The organism is Pseudodesulfovibrio sp. lm2024 (assembly GCF_051175575.1).
Lineage (GTDB): Bacteria > Desulfobacterota > Desulfovibrionia > Desulfovibrionales > Desulfovibrionaceae > Pseudodesulfovibrio > Pseudodesulfovibrio caledoniensis.
Map to the genome: position 1 here is coordinate 4,037,411 of NZ_CP195092.1, position 17,532 is coordinate 4,054,942.

Below are 17,532 nucleotides of genomic sequence, written 5' to 3' on the forward strand. Positions count from 1 at the left end.
TGCATGGGCAGGTTGCCGCCAGTTGAAAGCGCAAAGAGGGGGGCTACCCATCCCGAGATTTGCATTGAGCCGAGGATCGGGTATTGTGCTTGGGCGCGGAAACCCGCGCACGCCAACCGCAACGAGGAGATCCCCCTTGAAACGTACCCTGTCCGCACTGTGCCGCAACGAACCCGGCGTCCTGGCCATGATGGCCCGGGAATGCGGCAAATATGACGCCAATATCCTCTCCCTGGCCGCTGGGGAAACTGAAAACCCGCAGGTCTCGCGCATCGTCTTGTGCGTGGACGGCGACGACGACGCCGTGGACAAGATCGGCCGCTACCTGGAGTCCCTGGACGCGGTCATCCAGCTGGACGACCTGTCGCGCAAGGACTTCGTGGACCGCGAGCTGGTCATGATCAAGGTGGCCATGGCCCCGGACCAGACCAGCCAGCTGATGCAGATATTCGAGGTCTTCCGGGCCAGCGTGGTCGGCATGGGCCGGGAGACGGTCACGGTGGAGCTCTCCGGCGACCAGGAGCGCGTGGACGGGCTGATCAAGATGCTCGTGCCCTACGGCATCAAGTCCATGTGCCGGTCCGGGATGATCGCGCTCAAGCGCGGGGATGAGTAAGTGTCCGATTTCCCTCCCATCACCAGTCTGAACGAGTTGATCCAGGCCGCCCTGGATTACGGCGAGCGCGGGGCCATGCCCAAGGTGGCCATCGCCCGGTCCGCCGAGGGGTTCGTGCTCCGGGCCGGGATCGAGGCCTATGAGCGCGGCGTGGCCGAGCCCATCCTCATCGGCAACATGGAGGAGACCGGACGGATCGCGGACGAACGGGGGCTGGACATCTCGCCCTTTCGCCAGGTGCACGTCACCGACGACGAAGGGGCCGTGTTCGAGGCGGTCCGCCTGTTCCGCGAGGGCGAGGCCCAGCTGATCATGAAGGGGCTGGTGCCCACGGCCACCCTGCTCAAGGCGGTGCTCAACAAGGAGACCGGCGTGCCCCACGGCGGGCGCATCCTCAGCCACGTGGCGGTCTTCGAGTCCCCGGTGGACGCCCGCCTGATGCTCCTGACCGACCCGGGCGTGAACATCGCGCCCACCCTGCAGCGCAAGGTGGAGATCCTCAAGAACGCCCTGGAGGTGGCCCATGCGCTCGGCATGGAGGCCCCCAAGTGCGCCGTGCTGGCGGCCACGGAAAAGATCAACTACCCGGCCATGCCCGCCACCCTGGACGGCGACATCCTGACCAAGATGGCCCGCCAGGGCCAGTTCGGCGAGGCAAAGGTCCTCGGCCCGCTGTCCCTGGACCTGGCCGTATCCCGCGAGGTGGCGGCCACCAAACGTTTCGACAACCCGGTGGCCGGAAACGCGGACATCCTGGTCACCCCGAACATCGAGGCGGGTAACGTGTTGTACAAGTCCCTGTCCACCCTGTGCGGCTGTACCATGGCCGCCGTGGTCGTGGGCAGCCGCGTGCCGGTGGTGGTCCCGTCCCGGGGCGACTCGGACGCGTCCAAATTCCATTCCATCGCCCTGGCCTCGGTCCTGGCGGGGAGGAGCCGGGCATGAGCATACTGGTCATCAACCCCGGCTCCACCTCCACCAAGGTGGCTCTGTACCGGAGCGGCGACACCCTGGCCGCCGAGGAACTGCAGCACTCCCGCGAGGAGATGGCCGGATTCCACAAGGTGGCGGACCAGTTCGACTACCGCATGCGCCTGGTGGCCGAGTTCCTGGGCAAGACCGGCACGGACCCGAAACGCATCCAGGCCGTGGTCGCCCGGGGCGGCCTGCTGCGCCCCCTGGAAGGCGGCGTTTACGAAGTGTCCGACGCCATGGTCGACGACCTGCAGTCCGCCCGGTACGGCGAACACGCCTGCAACCTGGGCGGAATCCTGGCCCTGGCCCTGGCCCGGCACTGGAACGTACCCGCCTACGTGGTGGACCCGGTGGTCACGGACGAGATGATGGACAAGGCGCGGCTGACCGGACTGCCCGGGCTGTCGCGGCGGTCCATCTTCCACGCCCTGAACCAGCGCGGGGTGGCCCGCATCGTGGCCGGACGGCTCGGCGTGGAGTACGCCCGTTCGAATTTCATCGTCTGCCACATGGGCGGCGGGGTCTCCATCGGCGCGCACCGCCAGGGCCGCGTGGTGGACGTGATCAACGCCCTGGACGGCGAGGGGCCGTTCACCCCGGAGCGCACGGGCAGCCTGCCCCTGGTGCCGATCCTGGACATGGTCCACAACGGCGAGCGCGAATACGCCGAGCTGCGCACGACCATCCTGCGCCAGGGCGGCCTGGCCGCCCACCTGGGGACCAACGACCCGCGCGTGGTCCTGGCCCGCATGGACCAGGGCGACGAGCACGCGGCGCTCGTCTTCCGGGCCATGGCCTACGGCATCGCCCGATACATCGTCTCCATGGCCCCGGCCCTGACCGACGGACAAGGCGGCCTGGACCTGGCCGCCGTGGTCCTGACCGGCGGGCTCTCCCGAAGCGCCGCCCTGGTGGAGGAGATCACCCGGCAGGTGGCGTTCCTCGGCCCGGTGGAGGTGGTCCCGGGCGAGGTGGAGATGGCCGCCCTGGCCCAGGGCGCGCACCGCGCGCTGAACGGCGAGGAGCCGGTCCGCACCTATCGGGCGGGGTAAATCTTCAACCATTATTTTTATTAATAAATACTAGTCTTCAACAAATAACTTGCAGTAACGGTCAACGGGGTGAGAAGGACAGTATTCAGGAAGGATCGCGATAGATGAGCTCGTTGTTCAGCAAATCCGCCACCTTGCGAAAGGGCGTAAAGATTACGGATGAGGAATTCATCCAGTTGCGCGACTTCATCTACGGCAAGAGCGGCATCTTCGTGGACGAGAAACGCAAGTATTTGTTCGAAAGCCGCTTTTCCCGACGGCTGAACGAGCTCGGCCTGACCAGCTTCACCGACTACATCAAGTACCTCAAGGTGGACCGGGGCCAGGAGCTCAAGCAACTCTTCGAGATGGTCACCACCAACGAGACCAGCTTCTGCCGGGACACCAAGCAGCTCGACTCCTTCCGCGACAACCTGCTCAAGGAGGTCCTCGACCGCCAGCGCAAGGCGGGCAGGCTCGAACTGAACATCTGGTCCGCCGGGTGTTCGTCCGGCGAGGAGCCCTACACCCTGGTCTTCCTCCTGCTCGAGACCCTCAAAGCCGAGATCGCCCGCTGGCGGATCAACATCACCGCCGTGGACCTGTCCGAGGAGATGATCGCCAAGGCACAGGCCGGGATCTACACCGAATACGCCTTCAAGACCACGCCGAACGAGATCCGCAAGCGCTATTTCAAGGAGGTCGAAGGGGGCTGGGAGCTCGATCCGCGTCTCCGCAAGCTGGTCAAGTTCATGCCCATGAACCTGAACGACTCCCTGGCCCTGAAGCGCGTCCCCCGGTCGCACATCGTCTTCTGCCGCAATGTCATCATCTATTTCGACGACGCCATGAAGCGCAAGGTCGTGCAGGCGTTCTACGACAACCTGCTGCCCGGCGGCTATCTGCTGGTCGGCCATTCCGAGTCCCTGCACAAGATTTCCCAGTCGTTCAAGCCGGTCCACAATGCGGGCGCCATCGCCTACAAGAAGGAGGAATAGGCCATGAGCACAAAGCCCTTAGACGAGCTCAAGCCGGGCATGGTCCTGGCCTCCGACCTGGTCGCCAAAGACGGCAGGCTGCTCTTCAAGAGCGGCACCGAACTGGCGGAAAACCATCTCCAGCTGCTCAAGCGCGTGGGCGTGGCCGAGGCCGACGTGCAACCGGACCTGTCCGACCTGACCGAGGACGATCTTCTGGCCGTGGAAGACTACGTGCGCGAGTTCTTCCTGTACGTGAATCCGGACCACCCCGCGATCATCGAGATGTTCCACATCGCCCTGGAGCTGACCGCCCGGGCCGTGGCCGGCGGCTGGAAACTGCCCGACCTGGATGTGCGCCGGGCCACCAACGTCGAGCACCTGGACGACATCTTCATCACCGGCATGGGCACGCCCGAAACCATCGTCGAGCACGAGACCGAGCTGGCCAGCTTCCCGGATATCTTCTTCCGCATCAAAGAGGTCCTCGAGGACGACGCCGCCTCGGCCGACCGCATCGCCAAGGTGGTCAGCACCGACGTCGGCCTGTCCGCCAAGCTGCTCAAGCTGGTCAACTCGCCCCTCTACGGCTTCCCCCAGACCATCGACTCCATCAGCCGGGCCGTGGCCCTGGTGGGCGGCAAGGAGCTGTCCACCCTGGCGCTGGGCATCTCGGCCATCAACTATTTCCAGGACATCCCGCCCGAACTCGTGGACATGCGGACCTTCTGGCGGCACTCCATCACCTGCGGCATTTTCGCCCGCATGCTCGCCGGGACCCAGAGCGGCCTGTCCGCGGAACGATTCTTCATCGGCGGCCTGCTCCACGACGTGGGACGGCTCATCCTGTTCAAGAAACTGCCCTACGCCTCCACCGAGGCCATGCTCTTCGCCCGCGAAAACTGCCTGCCCCTGGTCGAGGCCGAACTGGCCGTCATGGAACTCTGCCACACCGATATCAGCAAACCCCTGCTCGAAGCCTGGAAGTTTCCCGAAAGCCTGGCCGTCATGATCAACTACCACCACAATCCCATGGAATACCCCAACCCCCTGGAACCCGCCATTGTCCACCTGGCCGACAACCTGACCAACGCCGTGGAAGTCGCCCAGGGCGGCATGTACGTCATGCCCGGACTCGACGAAGAGGCCTGGGAACTCCTCGGCATCGACCCCGAAAAGATCCTCAATGAAGCCGTCAGCCAATACGGCGACCAGATCGACCAAGTCATGAGCGCCTTTTTCTAGGCGGCGCGGGCTCCTGAATACGAGGAAGGAATGCCTCCGGCGGGGCCTACCGGCGGTCTCCTTCGGAGAGACCAGGGCGCTGCCCTATCGCTGCTGTCGACGGCTCTAAGACCGAGCGAGCTCGGCCTAAGACCCGACGCGGCCCCGGCAGGGAGCAAAGCCCCCTGCACCCCCATCGCCTCGCTGCGCTCGGGGCGTATGGACGCCTTCCGCCGTGCCGGTTGAGGATTTCGGAAAAGAAAATCAACCCATTAAAAAATGCTTCTTCACCGCCGTCCGAAAACGCCGCAAAACCCATTTCCCGCGTTCCGCCCACGCCCGCCTGCGGCGTTGGCAACCGTCCCGAAGGGGTCGCGCCGGGCGGCCCTCCGAGGCCCGTGGACGTCCGGCGCGAACCCTTCGGGACACCGCACTGCCGAGCTCCCGCCACACCCCGCACCCGCACCTTCGCCACAGGCGACACAAAAAGTTTGGGAGGGTCCAGGGAACCCTTTTCAAAGGGTTCCCTGGCGGGGCCTGGGGCAGCGCCCCAGCGGGGTCCGGGGCGGCGCCCCGGCCACCGGAGGTGCCGACAAAATCCAAACCTCATGTTGAGCAGGCCCCTGGTATGGGCTATCATAGGCAAAAGCAGCCATTGGAGGTCGCATGTTTCGGATAGAGACTGACAGTTTGGGCGAGGTCCGGGTACCGGAAGAGGCGTTGTGGGGTGCGCAGACACAGCGCGCGCTGACGTTGTTCACCATAGACGGCGAGCTGATGCCCAGGGAGATGATCCGGGCGTACGCGATATTGAAGAAGGCGTGCGCGCTGGCCAATGGCGGTGCCGGGAAGCTGGACGATGCGCGGCGCGACCTGATCGTGGCGGTCTGCGACGAGATCCTGGCCGGACAGCACGCGGACATGTTCCCGTTGCCGGTGTGGATCTCGGGCAGCGGGACGCAGTTCAACATGAACGTGAACGAGGTCATCGCCAACCGCTGCTCCCAGCTGGCCGACCGGGCCGTGGGCTCCAAGGAGCCGGTCCATCCCAACGACCACGTCAACATGAGTCAGTCAACTAACGATAACTTTCCGACAGTCATGTATATGTCTGTCGCCACAGAAATTATTGAGCGCCTTTTGCCATCGGCAACCGCCATGCGCGAGGTGCTTTCCGCCAAGGCCGAGGCGTGGGACGACATCGTCAAGATAGGACGCACGCACATGCAGGACGCCACGCCTTTGACCCTGGGCCAGGAGTTTTCCGGGTACGCCTCCATGCTGGAGGACGACGAGGGCCGGATCCGCGCGGCGCTGGAAACCGTGTTCGAGCTGACCCTGGGCGGCACGGCGGTGGGCACCGGGGTGAACAGCTGGCCCGGATTCGCCGAGGCGGCCATCGGGCATATCGCCCGGTTGAGCGGGCTGCCGTTCGTCCCGGCGCGGAACCGGTTTGCGGCGCAGGGCGGGCACGACGCGCTGGTGCATGTTTCGGCGGCGCTCAAGACCCTGGCCAATTCCCTGAACAAGATCGCGTCGGACATCCGGCTGTTGTCGTGCGGGCCACGCGCCGGGCTGGGAGAGTTGGTCATCCCGGCCAACGAACCGGGCTCGTCGATCATGCCGGGCAAGGTCAACCCGACCCAGTGCGAGGCGCTGACCATGGTCTCGCTGCAGGCCATGGCCAACGACCTGGCCGTGACCCTGGGCGGCACGGGCGGGGTGCTGGAGATGAACGTGTACAAGCCGCTGATCGTGCGCAATGTGCTCCACTCGGTGCGTTTGCTCGGCGACGGCATGCGCAGCTTCACGGAACATCTGCTCAAGGGGCTCGAGCCCGACCGGGAGCGCATCGCGGCCCATGTGTCCCATTCACTCATGCTGGTCACGGCCCTGACCCCGGTGATCGGCTACGACAAGTCGGCCAAAATCGCCCTGCACGCCCACAAGACCGGGCAGAGCCTGCGCGAGGCGGCCCTGGAACTCGGCTTTGTCTCGGCCGAGGACTTCGACCGGGTGGTCGTGCCCGAGGAGATGATCCGCCCCAAGGGCTAGACGAACAGGGCGTACATGGTCGCCCCGACCATGACCGCCACGAGCACGCAGTTGACCCCGGTAAGCACGGCCCCGGACTTGAGGGTGCGCAGGATGGCGGCCCCGGCCAACCCCCAGGCCGAGTGGAAGGACACCTGGAAGACCATGAAGGTCAGGACAAAGACCGCGACCTGCCACAGCAGCGGCTGGGACGGGTCGGCGAACTGCGTGAAACCGACCAGGGCCATGGCCCAGCTCTTGGGATTGAGCGGATGCAGGATGACCCCTTCCCAGAAGGTGAACCGACGGTTCACCGTGTGGCTGCCCAGCCGCATGGTCAGCAGCTTCCAGCCGAGATACAGAATGTAACACGTTCCGCAAACCTTCATTATTGCCGCAAGGTTGGGTGAGGTCTGGATGATCTTGCCCAAGCCGAGCGCCACCATGGTGTCCAGGCTGACCGCGCCCACGGTGGCCCCGATCAGAAAGGGGATGGCGGATTTGAAGCCCGTGGTCTGGCCGATGCCCATCATGGTCAGGTTGCCCGCGCCGGGCGTGCCGGTCATGACGATGACGAAAAGGACGAAGGCGGCGTACGTTTCCATGTTCATGGCGATAACTCCCCGGGCCGCCGCTGTTTTGGAGCGGCCCTGCTGCGATTTTTCGTATATTGAGGGGTAAGGTTGACTTTGTGTGTAGTCAATGAATATATTGTCTGCATGACAATATACGCACCCGCACTGGTTCGGGGCGAAGGCCCCTTGTACGTGGAGTTGGCGGACGCCATCGAACGGGACATCACGGCCGGGACGCTCGCGCCCGGTGAGCGGTTGCCCACGCACCGCGACCTGGCCGACGCGCTGCAACTGAACGTGTCCACGGTGACGCGCGGCTACCGCGAGGCCGAGAAACGCGGGCTGGTGTCGGCCACGGTGGGGCGCGGCACTTTCGTCACCTCGGACGCGGTGACCAATTCCGCCATGGTCTCGTTCGAGCCGAGCGCGCCCGGCATGCTCGAACTCGGGCTCATCGCGCCGCTGGACCACCTGGACCCGGAGATATCCGAAGGGTTCAAACGGATCGCCCGGCGCAAGGACCCGTCCGCGCTGCTGCGCTATTCCGACCCGCGCGGCCAGGCCGAACACCGCAGGGCGGGCGCGCTCTGGGCCGAACGGTACGGCGTTCCGGCCAGGGCCGAGGACGTCATTGTCTGCGCCGGTTCCCAACACGCCCTGACCTGCGCCTTGGGCGGCCTGCTCAAGTCCGGCGACCGGGTGGCCGTGGACGAGTTGACCTACCCCGGTCTCAAGACCCTGGCCGCCATGCTCGGCCCGCGTCTGGTGTCCGTCGCCATGGACGAGTACGGCATGATCCCGGAAAGCCTGGACGCAGCCTGCCGCCGCGACGAGATCAAGGCGCTCTATCTCATGCCCGGCGTGCACAACCCCACCACCATCTCCATGCCCGATCCCCGGCGCAACGATATCGCCCGCCTGGCCGACAAACACGACCTCATCCTCATCGAGGACGACGCCTACGACCTGACCGATCCCGGCCGCATCGAACCGGTGGGCAACCGCGTGCCGCACCGCTCGGTGTACATAGCGGGCATGTCCAAATCCCTGGCCGCCGGTCTGCGCGTGGCCTTTGTCGTCGCCCCGCAGCCCATGCTCAAGCCTCTGGCCCAGGCCGTGCTCAATACCATCTGGATGGCCCCGCCCCTGAACGTGGAACTGACCGCCATGTGGATCGCCGATGGCACCGCCGACCGCGTGGTGGCCGCCAAACAGGCCGAAGCCGCCCGCCGGTACATGCTCGCCTGCGATATCCTCGACGGCCTGCGCTTCCACGGTAAACGGACCGGCTTCTTCCTCTGGCTCGAACTGCCCGAACCGTGGACCGGACACGCCCTGGAACAGGCCGCCGCCGCGCAGGGCGTCAACGTGTTCGGCGCCGAAAAATTCGTGGTCGGCCAAAACCCCGCCCCGCGCGCCGCGCGCGTGGCGCTCACCGGCACCGAGTCCTTGGACCAGCTGGAAAAAGGGTTGCTAACCTTGCGCGAGATATTGCGGGGACGTCCTTAGGGGGGATGGGGAGGCCTCCGGCGTGCCGGTTGGCGATTTCGGGCAGGGGAAACGGGTGGGATGACGTGCGCTTACTAGCAACATTGCCCGCCGTTTCCCCTGCCCGAAATCGCGGCTTTTCTTTTTGGGACAGATTTTACCCACTACTAAAGCCTCTTTGCCACTGTCCGAAAACGCCGCAAAACCACTTTCTCAAGTTCCGACCACGCCCGCCTGCGGCGTTGGCAACCGTCCCGAAGTGTTCGCGCCGGGCGGCCCTCCGAGGCCCATGGACGTCCGGCGCGAACACTTCGGGACACCACCCTGCCGAGCTACTCCCATCCCCACGCGAAACGAGTCTTCACTCCGCGTCCGCACCTTCGCCGCAGGCGACACAATAAGTTTGGGAGATTCTTAAGAACCTTTTCTCAAAAGGTTCTTAAGCCGTCGGAGACGCCCGCCCGGCGAGGGCCCGCCGGAGGCATTCCCAGACAAAAAAAGGGCCCACGACCTCTCGCTGCGGGCCCCTTTCACAGTCAGGAGTCGCTGCTATTCCAAGGTCTTGATAAAGGAATCGGCTTCGGCGATGGATTTGTCCATCTCCTTGATGAGGGCGTCCACGTCGGTGCGGATGGAGGTGAGTTCGCCTTGCAGCGAGGCGATGGCCTTGGCGTTAAGGTTGTGCTTGAGATAGAGCACCTGGTCGTGGAAGGCGTTGAGCACGGGCTGCATTTTCTTTTCGGCGTTGCGCATGGCGCGGATCAGGCCGTTGTACTTCTTTTTGGTGGCCGCGAGTTTCTGTTCGCTGGACCGGCGCAGCTTGGCGCTGGAGTACTCTTTAATCTCTGCGCTCCATTCGTCGAACAGGGCGTCGGCCACATCCTCGACGGAGTCGATACGCGCCTTGACGTCATCCGCCTGGTCCTTGCAGTCCTCGTATTCATCATTGAGCTTTTCATAGACTTCCTGGAGCTTGCCGCCGTCGAAATCTACCACGGACTTGAACTGGTCCAGGGCCGAGGCGAACTGCTCCTTGGCGTCCTTTTGCGATTCGCGGGCGTTTTCGACCCGGTCGGACAGGATCTCGCGCTTGTCGTACCCCACTGATTCCATGGCGGAATAGTAGGTCTTGGAGCACCCGTAGGCGAGAAAGAGGGTGAGGATGGACAGGACCAGGGCGAACCGTTTCATGTGAGACTCCTTGGATGCGGCGATTGTTTCCCGGTGAATACAACAAAGGCTATGGATGGGCAAACCTAGGACCGCTGGATGAGCAGGCGGTGCGCGCCGTCAACCAGGGCGTCGGTGAATGAAGCCAGGCGTGCGGATTCGAGATTCCAGCACTGCCAGTTCAACCGCACGGTGAAGACGTGACCGGGCAGGAGATCGATGATCTCGCCGCGTTCCAGGTAGGGCGCGGCTTGCTGGTCCGGGAGCATGCCGGACACCCGGCCCGAGGCCACGGCCGGGGCGAACCGTTCGGACGACGGCAGGTAGAAGGGCGAGCGAAGGTTGGGGCGCTGCCCCAACGCCTCGGCCAGCAGGACCTCGTGCATGATGTCCTTGCGGTTGAAGACGAGAATCGGGGCGGTTTCTGTGCTATCCAACACCGCGCCGTTCTTATACCATTTCGTTTTGTATGACGGAGTGGCATACAACCGATAATCCATATCGCCGAGGTATTCCACGCGACAGCCCTGGACCGGTTCGGCGCGGTCCGCGACGCAGCCGAGCACGTCTCCGGCCTTGAGGAGTTTGAGGGTCTCGGCCTGGTCGTCCATGGACAGGTCCAGGAGCACGGGCTCGGCGTCCAGGTAAGCGTCCACGGCCGGGAAGAACCAGGTGGCCAGCGAATCGGCGTTGACGCCCACGGTCAGGGTGTCGAACCCGCCGTCAGGCTGGCCGAGCCCTGCGCCCAGATCCTCTTCGAGCCGCCGAACCTGGCGGTAATGCTTGAGCATGGCCTGCCCGGCCACGGTGGGCCGGGGCGGCGAGGAGCGCACCAGGAGCACGCACCCGGCCTGCTCCTCCAGCAATTTGACCCGCTGCGACACGGCCCCCTGCGTCAGATGCAGGACCCGCGCCCCCTTCTCGAACCCGCCTTCCCCGACCACGGCGGCAAAGGCCTCGACCAACTTGTAATCCAGCATACCTAATCATTAGCATTTCTAATGAACACTGAAAACAATTAGTTTTACACCACCACACCGCCCCTCTACAACTTCAATCAACAACAACCTGAACCAACCACCCCACCCCTCCCGCGAAGCGGCACCAAAAAGTTTAGGAAAAGGAGGGGATGGGGGTCCGGGGGAAGGGGAGGAAAAAGCCCTTTTCAAAGGGTTTTCCCTCCCCTTCCCCCGGCCGCCGGAGGCACAACAAATGACACCATTCATACAGGGGTACGCCATGGGGGGCGGGCTGATCGTGGCCATCGGGGCGCAGAACGCGTTTGTTTTGACGCAGGGCGTGCGCCGCAACCATCATCTGGCGGTGGCCGCCTTGTGCATACTGTGCGACGGGCTGCTCATCGGCCTGGGCGTGACCGGCGTGGGCACGGTGGTGGCGTCCAACCCGACCCTGGGCCTAGCGGCGGCCTGGGGCGGGGCGGCCTTTCTGGCCTGGTACGGATTGGGCGCGCTGCGATCGGCGTTGCGCGGCGGATCCATGGAGACGCGGCAGGAGGTGGAGCAGGGGCTGAAACGCACCCTGGCCCTGACCCTGGCCGTGACCCTGCTCAACCCGCATGTCTACCTGGACACCGTGGTGCTCATGGGCTCGGTCAGCGGACAGTTCCAGGACACGGCCCGGTACGTCTTCGGCCTGGGCGCGTTCACGGCCTCGTTCACATGGTTCCTGTGCCTGAGCCTGGGCGGCCAGATCCTGGCCCCGCTCTTCTCCCGCGACCTGACCTGGCGCATCCTGGACGGCGCGGTCTGCCTGACAATGTGGTCCATCGCCGCCTCCCTGCTCCGGCCCGTGCTCTTTGCCTGATGGACAGCCTCACCCGCCCGATACGACATATAGCTAGCTATTCAAAATGTCAGCGATATCCTGAATACACTTTTATAATCAAGCGGTTATGGCTTATTCTGACCGGCCATGGAGAAACAGCTTCTCCCAATCCAGGGGCACGAGGCTGCGGCTGTTGCGCCACTGGAGATAGGCCCACCCCTCGGCCGGGATGGTGCCGACCTGGACCTTGTTGACGAACTGCTTGCCGTCGTCGCCGCAGCACTTGCAGGCCCAGCCGCAGATGTCGCAGGTGCACCCGCCGGTCTTGACCATCTCCTTGTTGGTCCCGGAGTGGTCGCAGCATGTGTCGCACAGGCGCAGGTGCGGGGAATCGATTTTACCGGTCATGGACCACCTGTACGGTCGGACACCCGAAGGGTCAACCCTACCCTGAAGAATACCCTCCGCGCCGAAGGCGCAAAAAAAGGCGGACGCCCATATGGGCGTCCGCCTTGCTTTCAGCCGTTCGGCTTCGGTTAGTCCTTGGCGATCATGACGCTGGTGGCCTTGACCATGGCGTCGACCTTGTCGCCGACCTTGATGCCCATGCGTTCCACGGAATTCTTGGTGATGACCGAGACCATCTCCACGCCGGGAGCGATTTCGATGACGACTTCAGCGTTGACCATGCCGATGGTGACTTCCTTGACGGTGCCGGGGATGAGATTGCGTGCGCTTAATTTCATGATTTCCTCCATTTGATTCCAATTTGATTGATCTACACCATTACTGCCTCCGACCAGGAGGCGGAGACGTATGAACACATGCCGCTATGTGCACATAGTAGCCCTGGCGGGAGAAAAGGGAAGCACAATTTGTATAGAAAATTTAAACCAATGTGTTACTCGACCAATGACGTCAGCTATCGTATAGGCGAGGTGGAGGCCTGCTATGACCTTTGACTGCAAGACGGTTGAGCGCGCTTTGCGCCGGGAATCGGACCGGGAGCCACCGCCCTCGAGCGGCTCGTCGGACGGTGCGGGGTCGGGCGAACGGTCGGACGAGCTGTTGGACCCGGTGGAAGCGAAGACCGGCGGGGTGCTGGTCTGCCGAGCGTGCCGCAGCCGTATCACCCGGCGCGACCTGGGCATGGAGATCAACGGCCGGCACCGGCATGTGTTCTTCAACCCGGACGGGCTGGTCTTCGAGCTGGGCTGCTTCGCCTCGGCCAGAAACCTGACCCCGGCCGGACCCGAGACCGGGGAGTTCACCTGGTTTCCGGGCTACCGCTGGCAGGTGGTCCTGTGCACCGGCTGCTCCAGCCAGCTCGGCTGGCGGTACGTGAGCGACGACGGCGGGTTCTTCGGACTGATCCTCAAGGCGCTCATGGAAGAGGAGCAGGGCATCAGGCCCTAGCCCCCTGGCAACCCGTTTCGGCTTGCGCTACACTCCGGCCATGGACACCCGCATCACCCGCTCCCTCCGCTGGCTCGTCGACTTCGGCCGGGTGCACGAGGCCCGCGCTCCCGAGGAACTCCGGGGGCGGGTCCGGCGCAAGATCAAGCATCCCATGCGCGTGCTGGCCCACGTGCGCCACATCCTGGATGAGGAACGTCCCGGGCCGGATCTGGCCCTGGCCGCCGAGATCGCGGCCATCCTGCACGACACCGGGCGGTTCGCGCAGCTGGTGGACCGGCGGACCGCCGATGACGTCGCCGAATACGACCACGGCGAAGAGGGCGCGCGCATCCTGGCCGGTTCCGACGTGCTGGACGGCCTGGACAAGCATTGGCGGACCGTGGTCATCGAGGCCGTGCGCCTGCACAACCGGGCCGCCCTGCCCGAGGCCATGGACCCGGACGCGCGCACCGTGACCGAGATGGTCCGGGACGCGGACAAGCTCGACGCGGTGCGCAACAGCGTGGGCGGCCTGCTGCACAAGGAGCTGACCGGCAGGGCGATCAAATACGGCATCACCGTGCATCCGGACGAGGTCTCGCCCGACGTGGTCCGCCGCACGCGGGAACGCAAACTCATTCCGTACGCGTCCATGCGCTGGTCCAACGACTTCGCCCTGTTCCTGTGCGCCTGGGTCCACGATCTGCACTACAGGTACGCCTATAACCGGTTGATCAACACCGGACACTTCGAGCTGCTGCTGGCCCTGTTGCCGGACCGGGGCGTGTTCCCGGAGCTCAAGGCGCAGCTGCGCGGAGACCTCCACCGGCTGGCCGGGAGGGATTGAGCCGGGGTTGACCCTGCCAAAGCGGCCGGGCTACACCGGCCCATGGCCGACAGATACCCCATCCCCGCCGCCTTCCACCGGGTGGAGGAAACCATCAAGCGCAGCCGGTTCATGGCCTCCCTGGGCCACGCCCCGGACATGGACGGGGCCCGGGCCTTTGTGGCCGCCATCAAAGAGGAATTCCCGGAGGCCACGCACAACTGCTGGGCCTTCAACGCCGGTCCGCCGGGCGACACCGCCTGCGTGGGTTTGAGCGACGACGGGGAGCCGAGCGGCACGGCGGGCAAGCCCATGCTGAACGTCCTGCTCCACTCGGGCGTGGGCGAGATCGCGGTGGTGGCCACCCGCTGGTTCGGCGGGACCAAGCTCGGCACCGGCGGCCTGGTCCGGGCCTACGCGGGGCTGGTCAACCTCGGCCTGGAGACCCTGCCCCTGCGCGACATGGTCGTAACCAGACGCCTCGAGGTGTCCCTGCCCTACCCGTCCGTGACCCTGTTCAAGCGGCTTTTGCCCGACTTCGAGGCCGAGGTGGCGGACGAGGCCTTCAGCGACGTGGCCGGATTCACCGTGGAACTGCCCGAGGAACGTGTGGACGAATTCTCCCGCGCCGTGGTCGAACTGACCGGCGGGCGTGCGGAAATACACGAAAAATGATGGCTCCACCGGTTGCGGACCGCCCGGAAAATGCGCTAGCCTAAACTAGGCTTTTGATAATCCGGGGTAACAGCAAGGTGAAAAGCAGGTTCCATGTCCACACAGAAATTGCGAGCGATCTATAAGCAACTTACCGACAAAATTGATATTTCAAAAGAGAAAGCTCTGTTCGAGATCAAGGAGCTGAAGACAGACCTCAACGAACTCCAACGACATCTCTCCGGGCGCAAGAAGGAAACCGACATCCAGCCGGAGGACCTTTTGCGCTCCGCCTACGAGATCGCCCAGTTCCTCCGGGACATGCAAAAGCGTGAGGAGATTCTGGCCGAACTGGAAGGGGTGGCCGCCGAGACCGAGGCCGAGGAATACCTGCTCTCACGCGGGGCCAAGCTCCTGACCCGGCCCGCGGGGTGGCACTTCCAGACATCCAAGGAGCGATTCCTGCTCCACGAGTCCGACGTGGTCCAGGCCGCGGCCGAGCTGCGCAAGCTCCTGGCCGCGGGCAAGCGCCTCAAACGGCCGACCAAGAAGAAAAAATAGCCGAGTTGCAGGCAATCCTCCCGACCAGCCTTGACTTTCGCGTTGCCGGGCGCATCTTGTAGACCAATGCAAACAACCCCAACCAAGGGAAAACAAGCCATGTTCAAACGACTTGTCACGGTCCTCGCGGCCCTTTTCATCGCAACCTCCCTGGCCGGATGCGGCTACAACTCCATGCAGCAGCAGGAGGAAGAGGTCTACGGCGCCTGGGCCAACCTGGAATCCGCCCTGCAACGCCGCGCGGACCTGATCCCCAACCTGGTGGAAACCGTCAAGGGCGCGGCCGCCCACGAGAAATCCACTCTGACCGCCGTGGTCGAGGCGCGCGCCAAGGCCACCCAGACCAAGCTCACCCCCGAAATGCTGACCAACAAGGCCGCCCTGGCCAACTTCCAGGCCGCCCAGGGCCAACTCTCCTCGGCCCTGTCCCGGCTCATGGTCGTGGTCGAGCGCTACCCTGACCTCAAGGCCAACCAGAATTTCCTGGCCCTGCAGCACCAGCTCGAAGGCACCGAGAACCGCATCAATGTGGCCCGGCAACGCTACAACGAGGCGGTCAAGACCTTCAACTTCTCCATCCGCAAGTTCCCGAACTCCCTGACCAACTCGCTGCTCCTCCACCTGGAGCGCAAGGAGTTTTTCGAGGCCGCTCCGGAGGCCAAGACCGTGCCCAAAGTCAACTTCGGGTCCGAGTCCTAGGCGGGCATCGCGGTGCGCTTCCCGATCAACAAACCGTCCGCCCTCGCCACGGTCCTGTTCGCGGCCCTGGTCCTGGTCCTCGGCCTGAGCGCCACGGCCCTGGCCCTGGACGTGCCCCCGTACACCACGCGGGTCAACGACCTGGCCAAGATGATGTCGCCCCAGACCCGGCAGACCATCGAGAGCCAGCTGGCCGCCCTGGAGGAGTCGGACTCCACCCAGGTGGCGGTCCTGACCGTGCCGTCGCTGGAGGGCGAGCCCATCGAGGACTTCTCCATCCGCGTGGCCGAAGCCTGGAAGGTCGGCCACAAGGACTTCGACAACGGGGTCATCCTCCTGGTCAGCCAGGAGGACCGCAAGATCCGCATCGAGGTGGGCTACGGCCTGGAAGGCCGCCTGACCGACGTCCTGTCCGGGCAGATCATCGACAACGTCATCACCCCGCAGTTCAAGGCCGGACGGTTCAACCAGGGCTTCATGGAAGGCGTCACCGCCATCACCGGGGCCGTGCGCGGCGAGTTCACTGCCCTGCCCAAGAAGCGCAAGAGCAAGCTCAACATCCTGGCCATCCTCATCGGCCCCATGATCTTCATGATCCTGCTGACCGAAAAGTTCGGCCGACGCCGCGTCCCCGGGGCGACCCAAGGGGCCAACACCGTCCGGCGCAGCGGCCCCGGCTTCATCTTCATGCCCGGACCGCGCATAGGCGGAGGCGGCGGTGGCTTCGGCGGCGGCGGAGGATTCGGCGGGTTCGGCGGAGGCGGATTCGGAGGCGGCGGCGCTTCCGGAGGCTGGTAAAAAAACAAGGACAACCCATGCGCAACGCGGAAACATTTCTCACCCAAGCGGAACAGGACGCGCTCGTCGAGTGCGTCCAGAAGGCCGAGGCCACGACCTCCGGCGAGATCGTGCCGGTCATCGCGACCATGAGCTACGACTACCCGAGGGCCGGGCTCATCGGCAGCCTCATCCTCGGCGCGCTCGCCGCCGTGGCCCTGACCCTGGCCCTGGGCCGCGAGGACATGTGGGTCTTTCTGGCCCTGTTCCTGGCCCTGTTCTTCTGCTTCTCCCGCCTGTTCGACGCCTTCCCGGCCCTCAAGCGCCCGTTCGTTTCCAAACGCGAGATGCGCGAGGAGGTGGCCGAGGCCGCCTTCACCGCCTTCCACGCACACGGCCTGCACGACACCCGCGACAAGACCGGCATCATCCTCTACGTCTCGGTCTTTGAGCGTTCGGTCCAGGTCCTGGCCGACAAGGGCATCAACGAACTGGTCAATCCCCTGGCCTGGGAAGAAGTCGTCGCCATGGTTACCGACGGCATCCGCGCGGGCAAGCCCGGTGAAGCCCTGTGCAAGGGCGTGACCCGCTGCGGTGAAATGCTCACCGAACGGTTTCCCATCAAACCCGACGACACCGACGAGCTGCCCAACCTGATCATCGAAAAAGCGGACTAACCCCCGCACAACGTCACCCAAGGGTCACGAGCCCTCCATACTCCCGTAACACCGGTCTGGTCTTC

At 64.5% G+C, this 17,532-nt stretch carries 20 protein-coding genes; 15 read left to right on the forward strand and 5 right to left on the reverse strand.

The genetic code is table 11. The features are described 5' to 3' along the window. The first annotated feature begins 136 nt into the window (after positions 1-136). The 6 genes from ilvN (at position 137) to ACR42D_RS18835 (ending at position 6,878) form a co-directional block, all read left to right on the forward strand. Positions 137-616: an acetolactate synthase small subunit gene (ilvN, locus tag ACR42D_RS18810; protein ID WP_484568322.1), complete on the forward strand. Its 480-nt coding sequence runs from the start codon at positions 137-139 to the stop codon at positions 614-616. Then, entirely contained in the window at positions 617-1,561 is a 945-nt protein-coding gene (locus tag ACR42D_RS18815; protein WP_484568323.1) for a phosphate acyltransferase, read from the forward strand. It begins immediately after the preceding gene. Continuing rightward, positions 1,558-2,643 (forward strand): butyrate kinase, encoded by a 1,086-nt coding sequence (gene buk / locus ACR42D_RS18820; protein WP_484568324.1) that lies wholly within the window; start codon positions 1,558-1,560, stop codon positions 2,641-2,643. Before ACR42D_RS18815 ends, buk begins: the two co-directional genes overlap by 4 nt. Positions 2,644-2,747: 104 nt before the next feature. Next, a complete protein-coding gene (locus ACR42D_RS18825) occupies positions 2,748-3,620 on the forward strand; it encodes a CheR family methyltransferase (RefSeq protein WP_484568325.1) in 873 nt (290 codons plus the stop codon). A 3-nt stretch (positions 3,621-3,623) separates the two neighbouring features. After that, on the forward strand, positions 3,624-4,844 hold the full coding sequence (locus ACR42D_RS18830) for an HDOD domain-containing protein (RefSeq protein WP_484568326.1): 1,221 nt from the start codon (positions 3,624-3,626) through the stop codon (positions 4,842-4,844). Positions 4,845-5,489: 645 nt separating this feature from the next. Beyond that, a complete protein-coding gene (locus tag ACR42D_RS18835) occupies positions 5,490-6,878 on the forward strand; it encodes a class II fumarate hydratase (RefSeq protein ID WP_484568327.1) in 1,389 nt (462 codons plus the stop codon). Here ACR42D_RS18835 and ACR42D_RS18840 read toward each other — a convergent pair. After that, the gene (locus tag ACR42D_RS18840) at positions 6,875-7,468 is read right to left on the reverse strand and encodes a LysE family translocator (protein ID WP_484568328.1); all 594 of its coding nucleotides are present in this window, start codon (positions 7,466-7,468) and stop codon (positions 6,875-6,877) included. The genes ACR42D_RS18835 and ACR42D_RS18840 overlap by 4 nt on opposite strands. 108 nt (positions 7,469-7,576) lie before the next feature. Between ACR42D_RS18840 and ACR42D_RS18845 the strand changes: the two genes are divergently transcribed. Next, positions 7,577-8,941, forward strand: coding sequence for an aminotransferase-like domain-containing protein (locus tag ACR42D_RS18845; RefSeq protein ID WP_484568329.1), 1,365 nt, complete (start codon positions 7,577-7,579; stop codon positions 8,939-8,941). Between the two features lie 528 nt (positions 8,942-9,469). On the opposite strand, the gene ACR42D_RS18850 is transcribed toward ACR42D_RS18845, so the two are convergent. Together ACR42D_RS18850 and ACR42D_RS18855 are read right to left on the reverse strand one after the other, a co-directional pair. Continuing rightward, positions 9,470-10,111, reverse strand: coding sequence for a DUF2959 domain-containing protein (locus tag ACR42D_RS18850; RefSeq protein ID WP_484568330.1), 642 nt, complete (start codon positions 10,109-10,111; stop codon positions 9,470-9,472). Between the two features lie 65 nt (positions 10,112-10,176). Next, positions 10,177-11,070, reverse strand: coding sequence for a LysR family transcriptional regulator ArgP (locus ACR42D_RS18855; protein WP_484568331.1), 894 nt, complete (start codon positions 11,068-11,070; stop codon positions 10,177-10,179). 232 nt (positions 11,071-11,302) lie between these two features. Here ACR42D_RS18855 and ACR42D_RS18860 point away from each other — a divergent pair, with 232 nt between their 5' ends. Further along, a complete protein-coding gene (locus ACR42D_RS18860) occupies positions 11,303-11,914 on the forward strand; it encodes a LysE/ArgO family amino acid transporter (RefSeq protein WP_484568332.1) in 612 nt (203 codons plus the stop codon). A gap of 93 nt (positions 11,915-12,007) precedes the next feature. Here ACR42D_RS18860 and ACR42D_RS18865 read toward each other — a convergent pair whose 3' ends face one another. Together ACR42D_RS18865 and ACR42D_RS18870 are read right to left on the reverse strand one after the other, a co-directional pair. Further along, a complete protein-coding gene (locus ACR42D_RS18865; RefSeq protein ID WP_484568333.1) occupies positions 12,008-12,283 on the reverse strand; it encodes a hypothetical protein in 276 nt (91 codons plus the stop codon). A 128-nt stretch (positions 12,284-12,411) separates the two neighbouring features. Further along, positions 12,412-12,621, reverse strand: coding sequence for a TOBE domain-containing protein (locus ACR42D_RS18870; RefSeq protein ID WP_338668762.1), 210 nt, complete (start codon positions 12,619-12,621; stop codon positions 12,412-12,414). Positions 12,622-12,826: 205 nt separating this feature from the next. On the opposite strand from ACR42D_RS18870, the gene ACR42D_RS18875 reads away from it, so the two are divergent. The 7 genes from ACR42D_RS18875 (at position 12,827) to ACR42D_RS18905 (ending at position 17,467) form a co-directional block, all read left to right on the forward strand. Then, positions 12,827-13,291 (forward strand): cereblon family protein, encoded by a 465-nt coding sequence (locus ACR42D_RS18875; protein ID WP_484568334.1) that lies wholly within the window; start codon positions 12,827-12,829, stop codon positions 13,289-13,291. A gap of 22 nt (positions 13,292-13,313) precedes the next feature. Beyond that, positions 13,314-14,120 (forward strand): HD domain-containing protein, encoded by an 807-nt coding sequence (locus ACR42D_RS18880; protein ID WP_484568335.1) that lies wholly within the window; start codon positions 13,314-13,316, stop codon positions 14,118-14,120. A 42-nt stretch (positions 14,121-14,162) separates the two neighbouring features. Further along, the gene (locus ACR42D_RS18885; RefSeq protein ID WP_484568336.1) at positions 14,163-14,774 is read left to right on the forward strand and encodes a YigZ family protein; all 612 of its coding nucleotides are present in this window, start codon (positions 14,163-14,165) and stop codon (positions 14,772-14,774) included. Positions 14,775-14,867: 93 nt separating this feature from the next. Next, a complete protein-coding gene (locus ACR42D_RS18890; RefSeq protein WP_484568337.1) occupies positions 14,868-15,314 on the forward strand; it encodes a hypothetical protein in 447 nt (148 codons plus the stop codon). Positions 15,315-15,413: 99 nt separating this feature from the next. Further along, a complete protein-coding gene (locus tag ACR42D_RS18895) occupies positions 15,414-16,013 on the forward strand; it encodes a LemA family protein (protein ID WP_484568338.1) in 600 nt (199 codons plus the stop codon). 12 nt (positions 16,014-16,025) lie between these two features. Further along, positions 16,026-16,811, forward strand: a complete 786-nt coding sequence (locus ACR42D_RS18900; RefSeq protein WP_484568339.1) for a TPM domain-containing protein — start codon at positions 16,026-16,028, stop codon at positions 16,809-16,811. Between the two features lie 17 nt (positions 16,812-16,828). Continuing rightward, complete coding sequence (locus ACR42D_RS18905) at positions 16,829-17,467, forward strand: TPM domain-containing protein (protein WP_484568340.1); 639 nt, start codon at positions 16,829-16,831, stop codon at positions 17,465-17,467. Positions 17,468-17,532 lie beyond the last annotated feature (65 nt).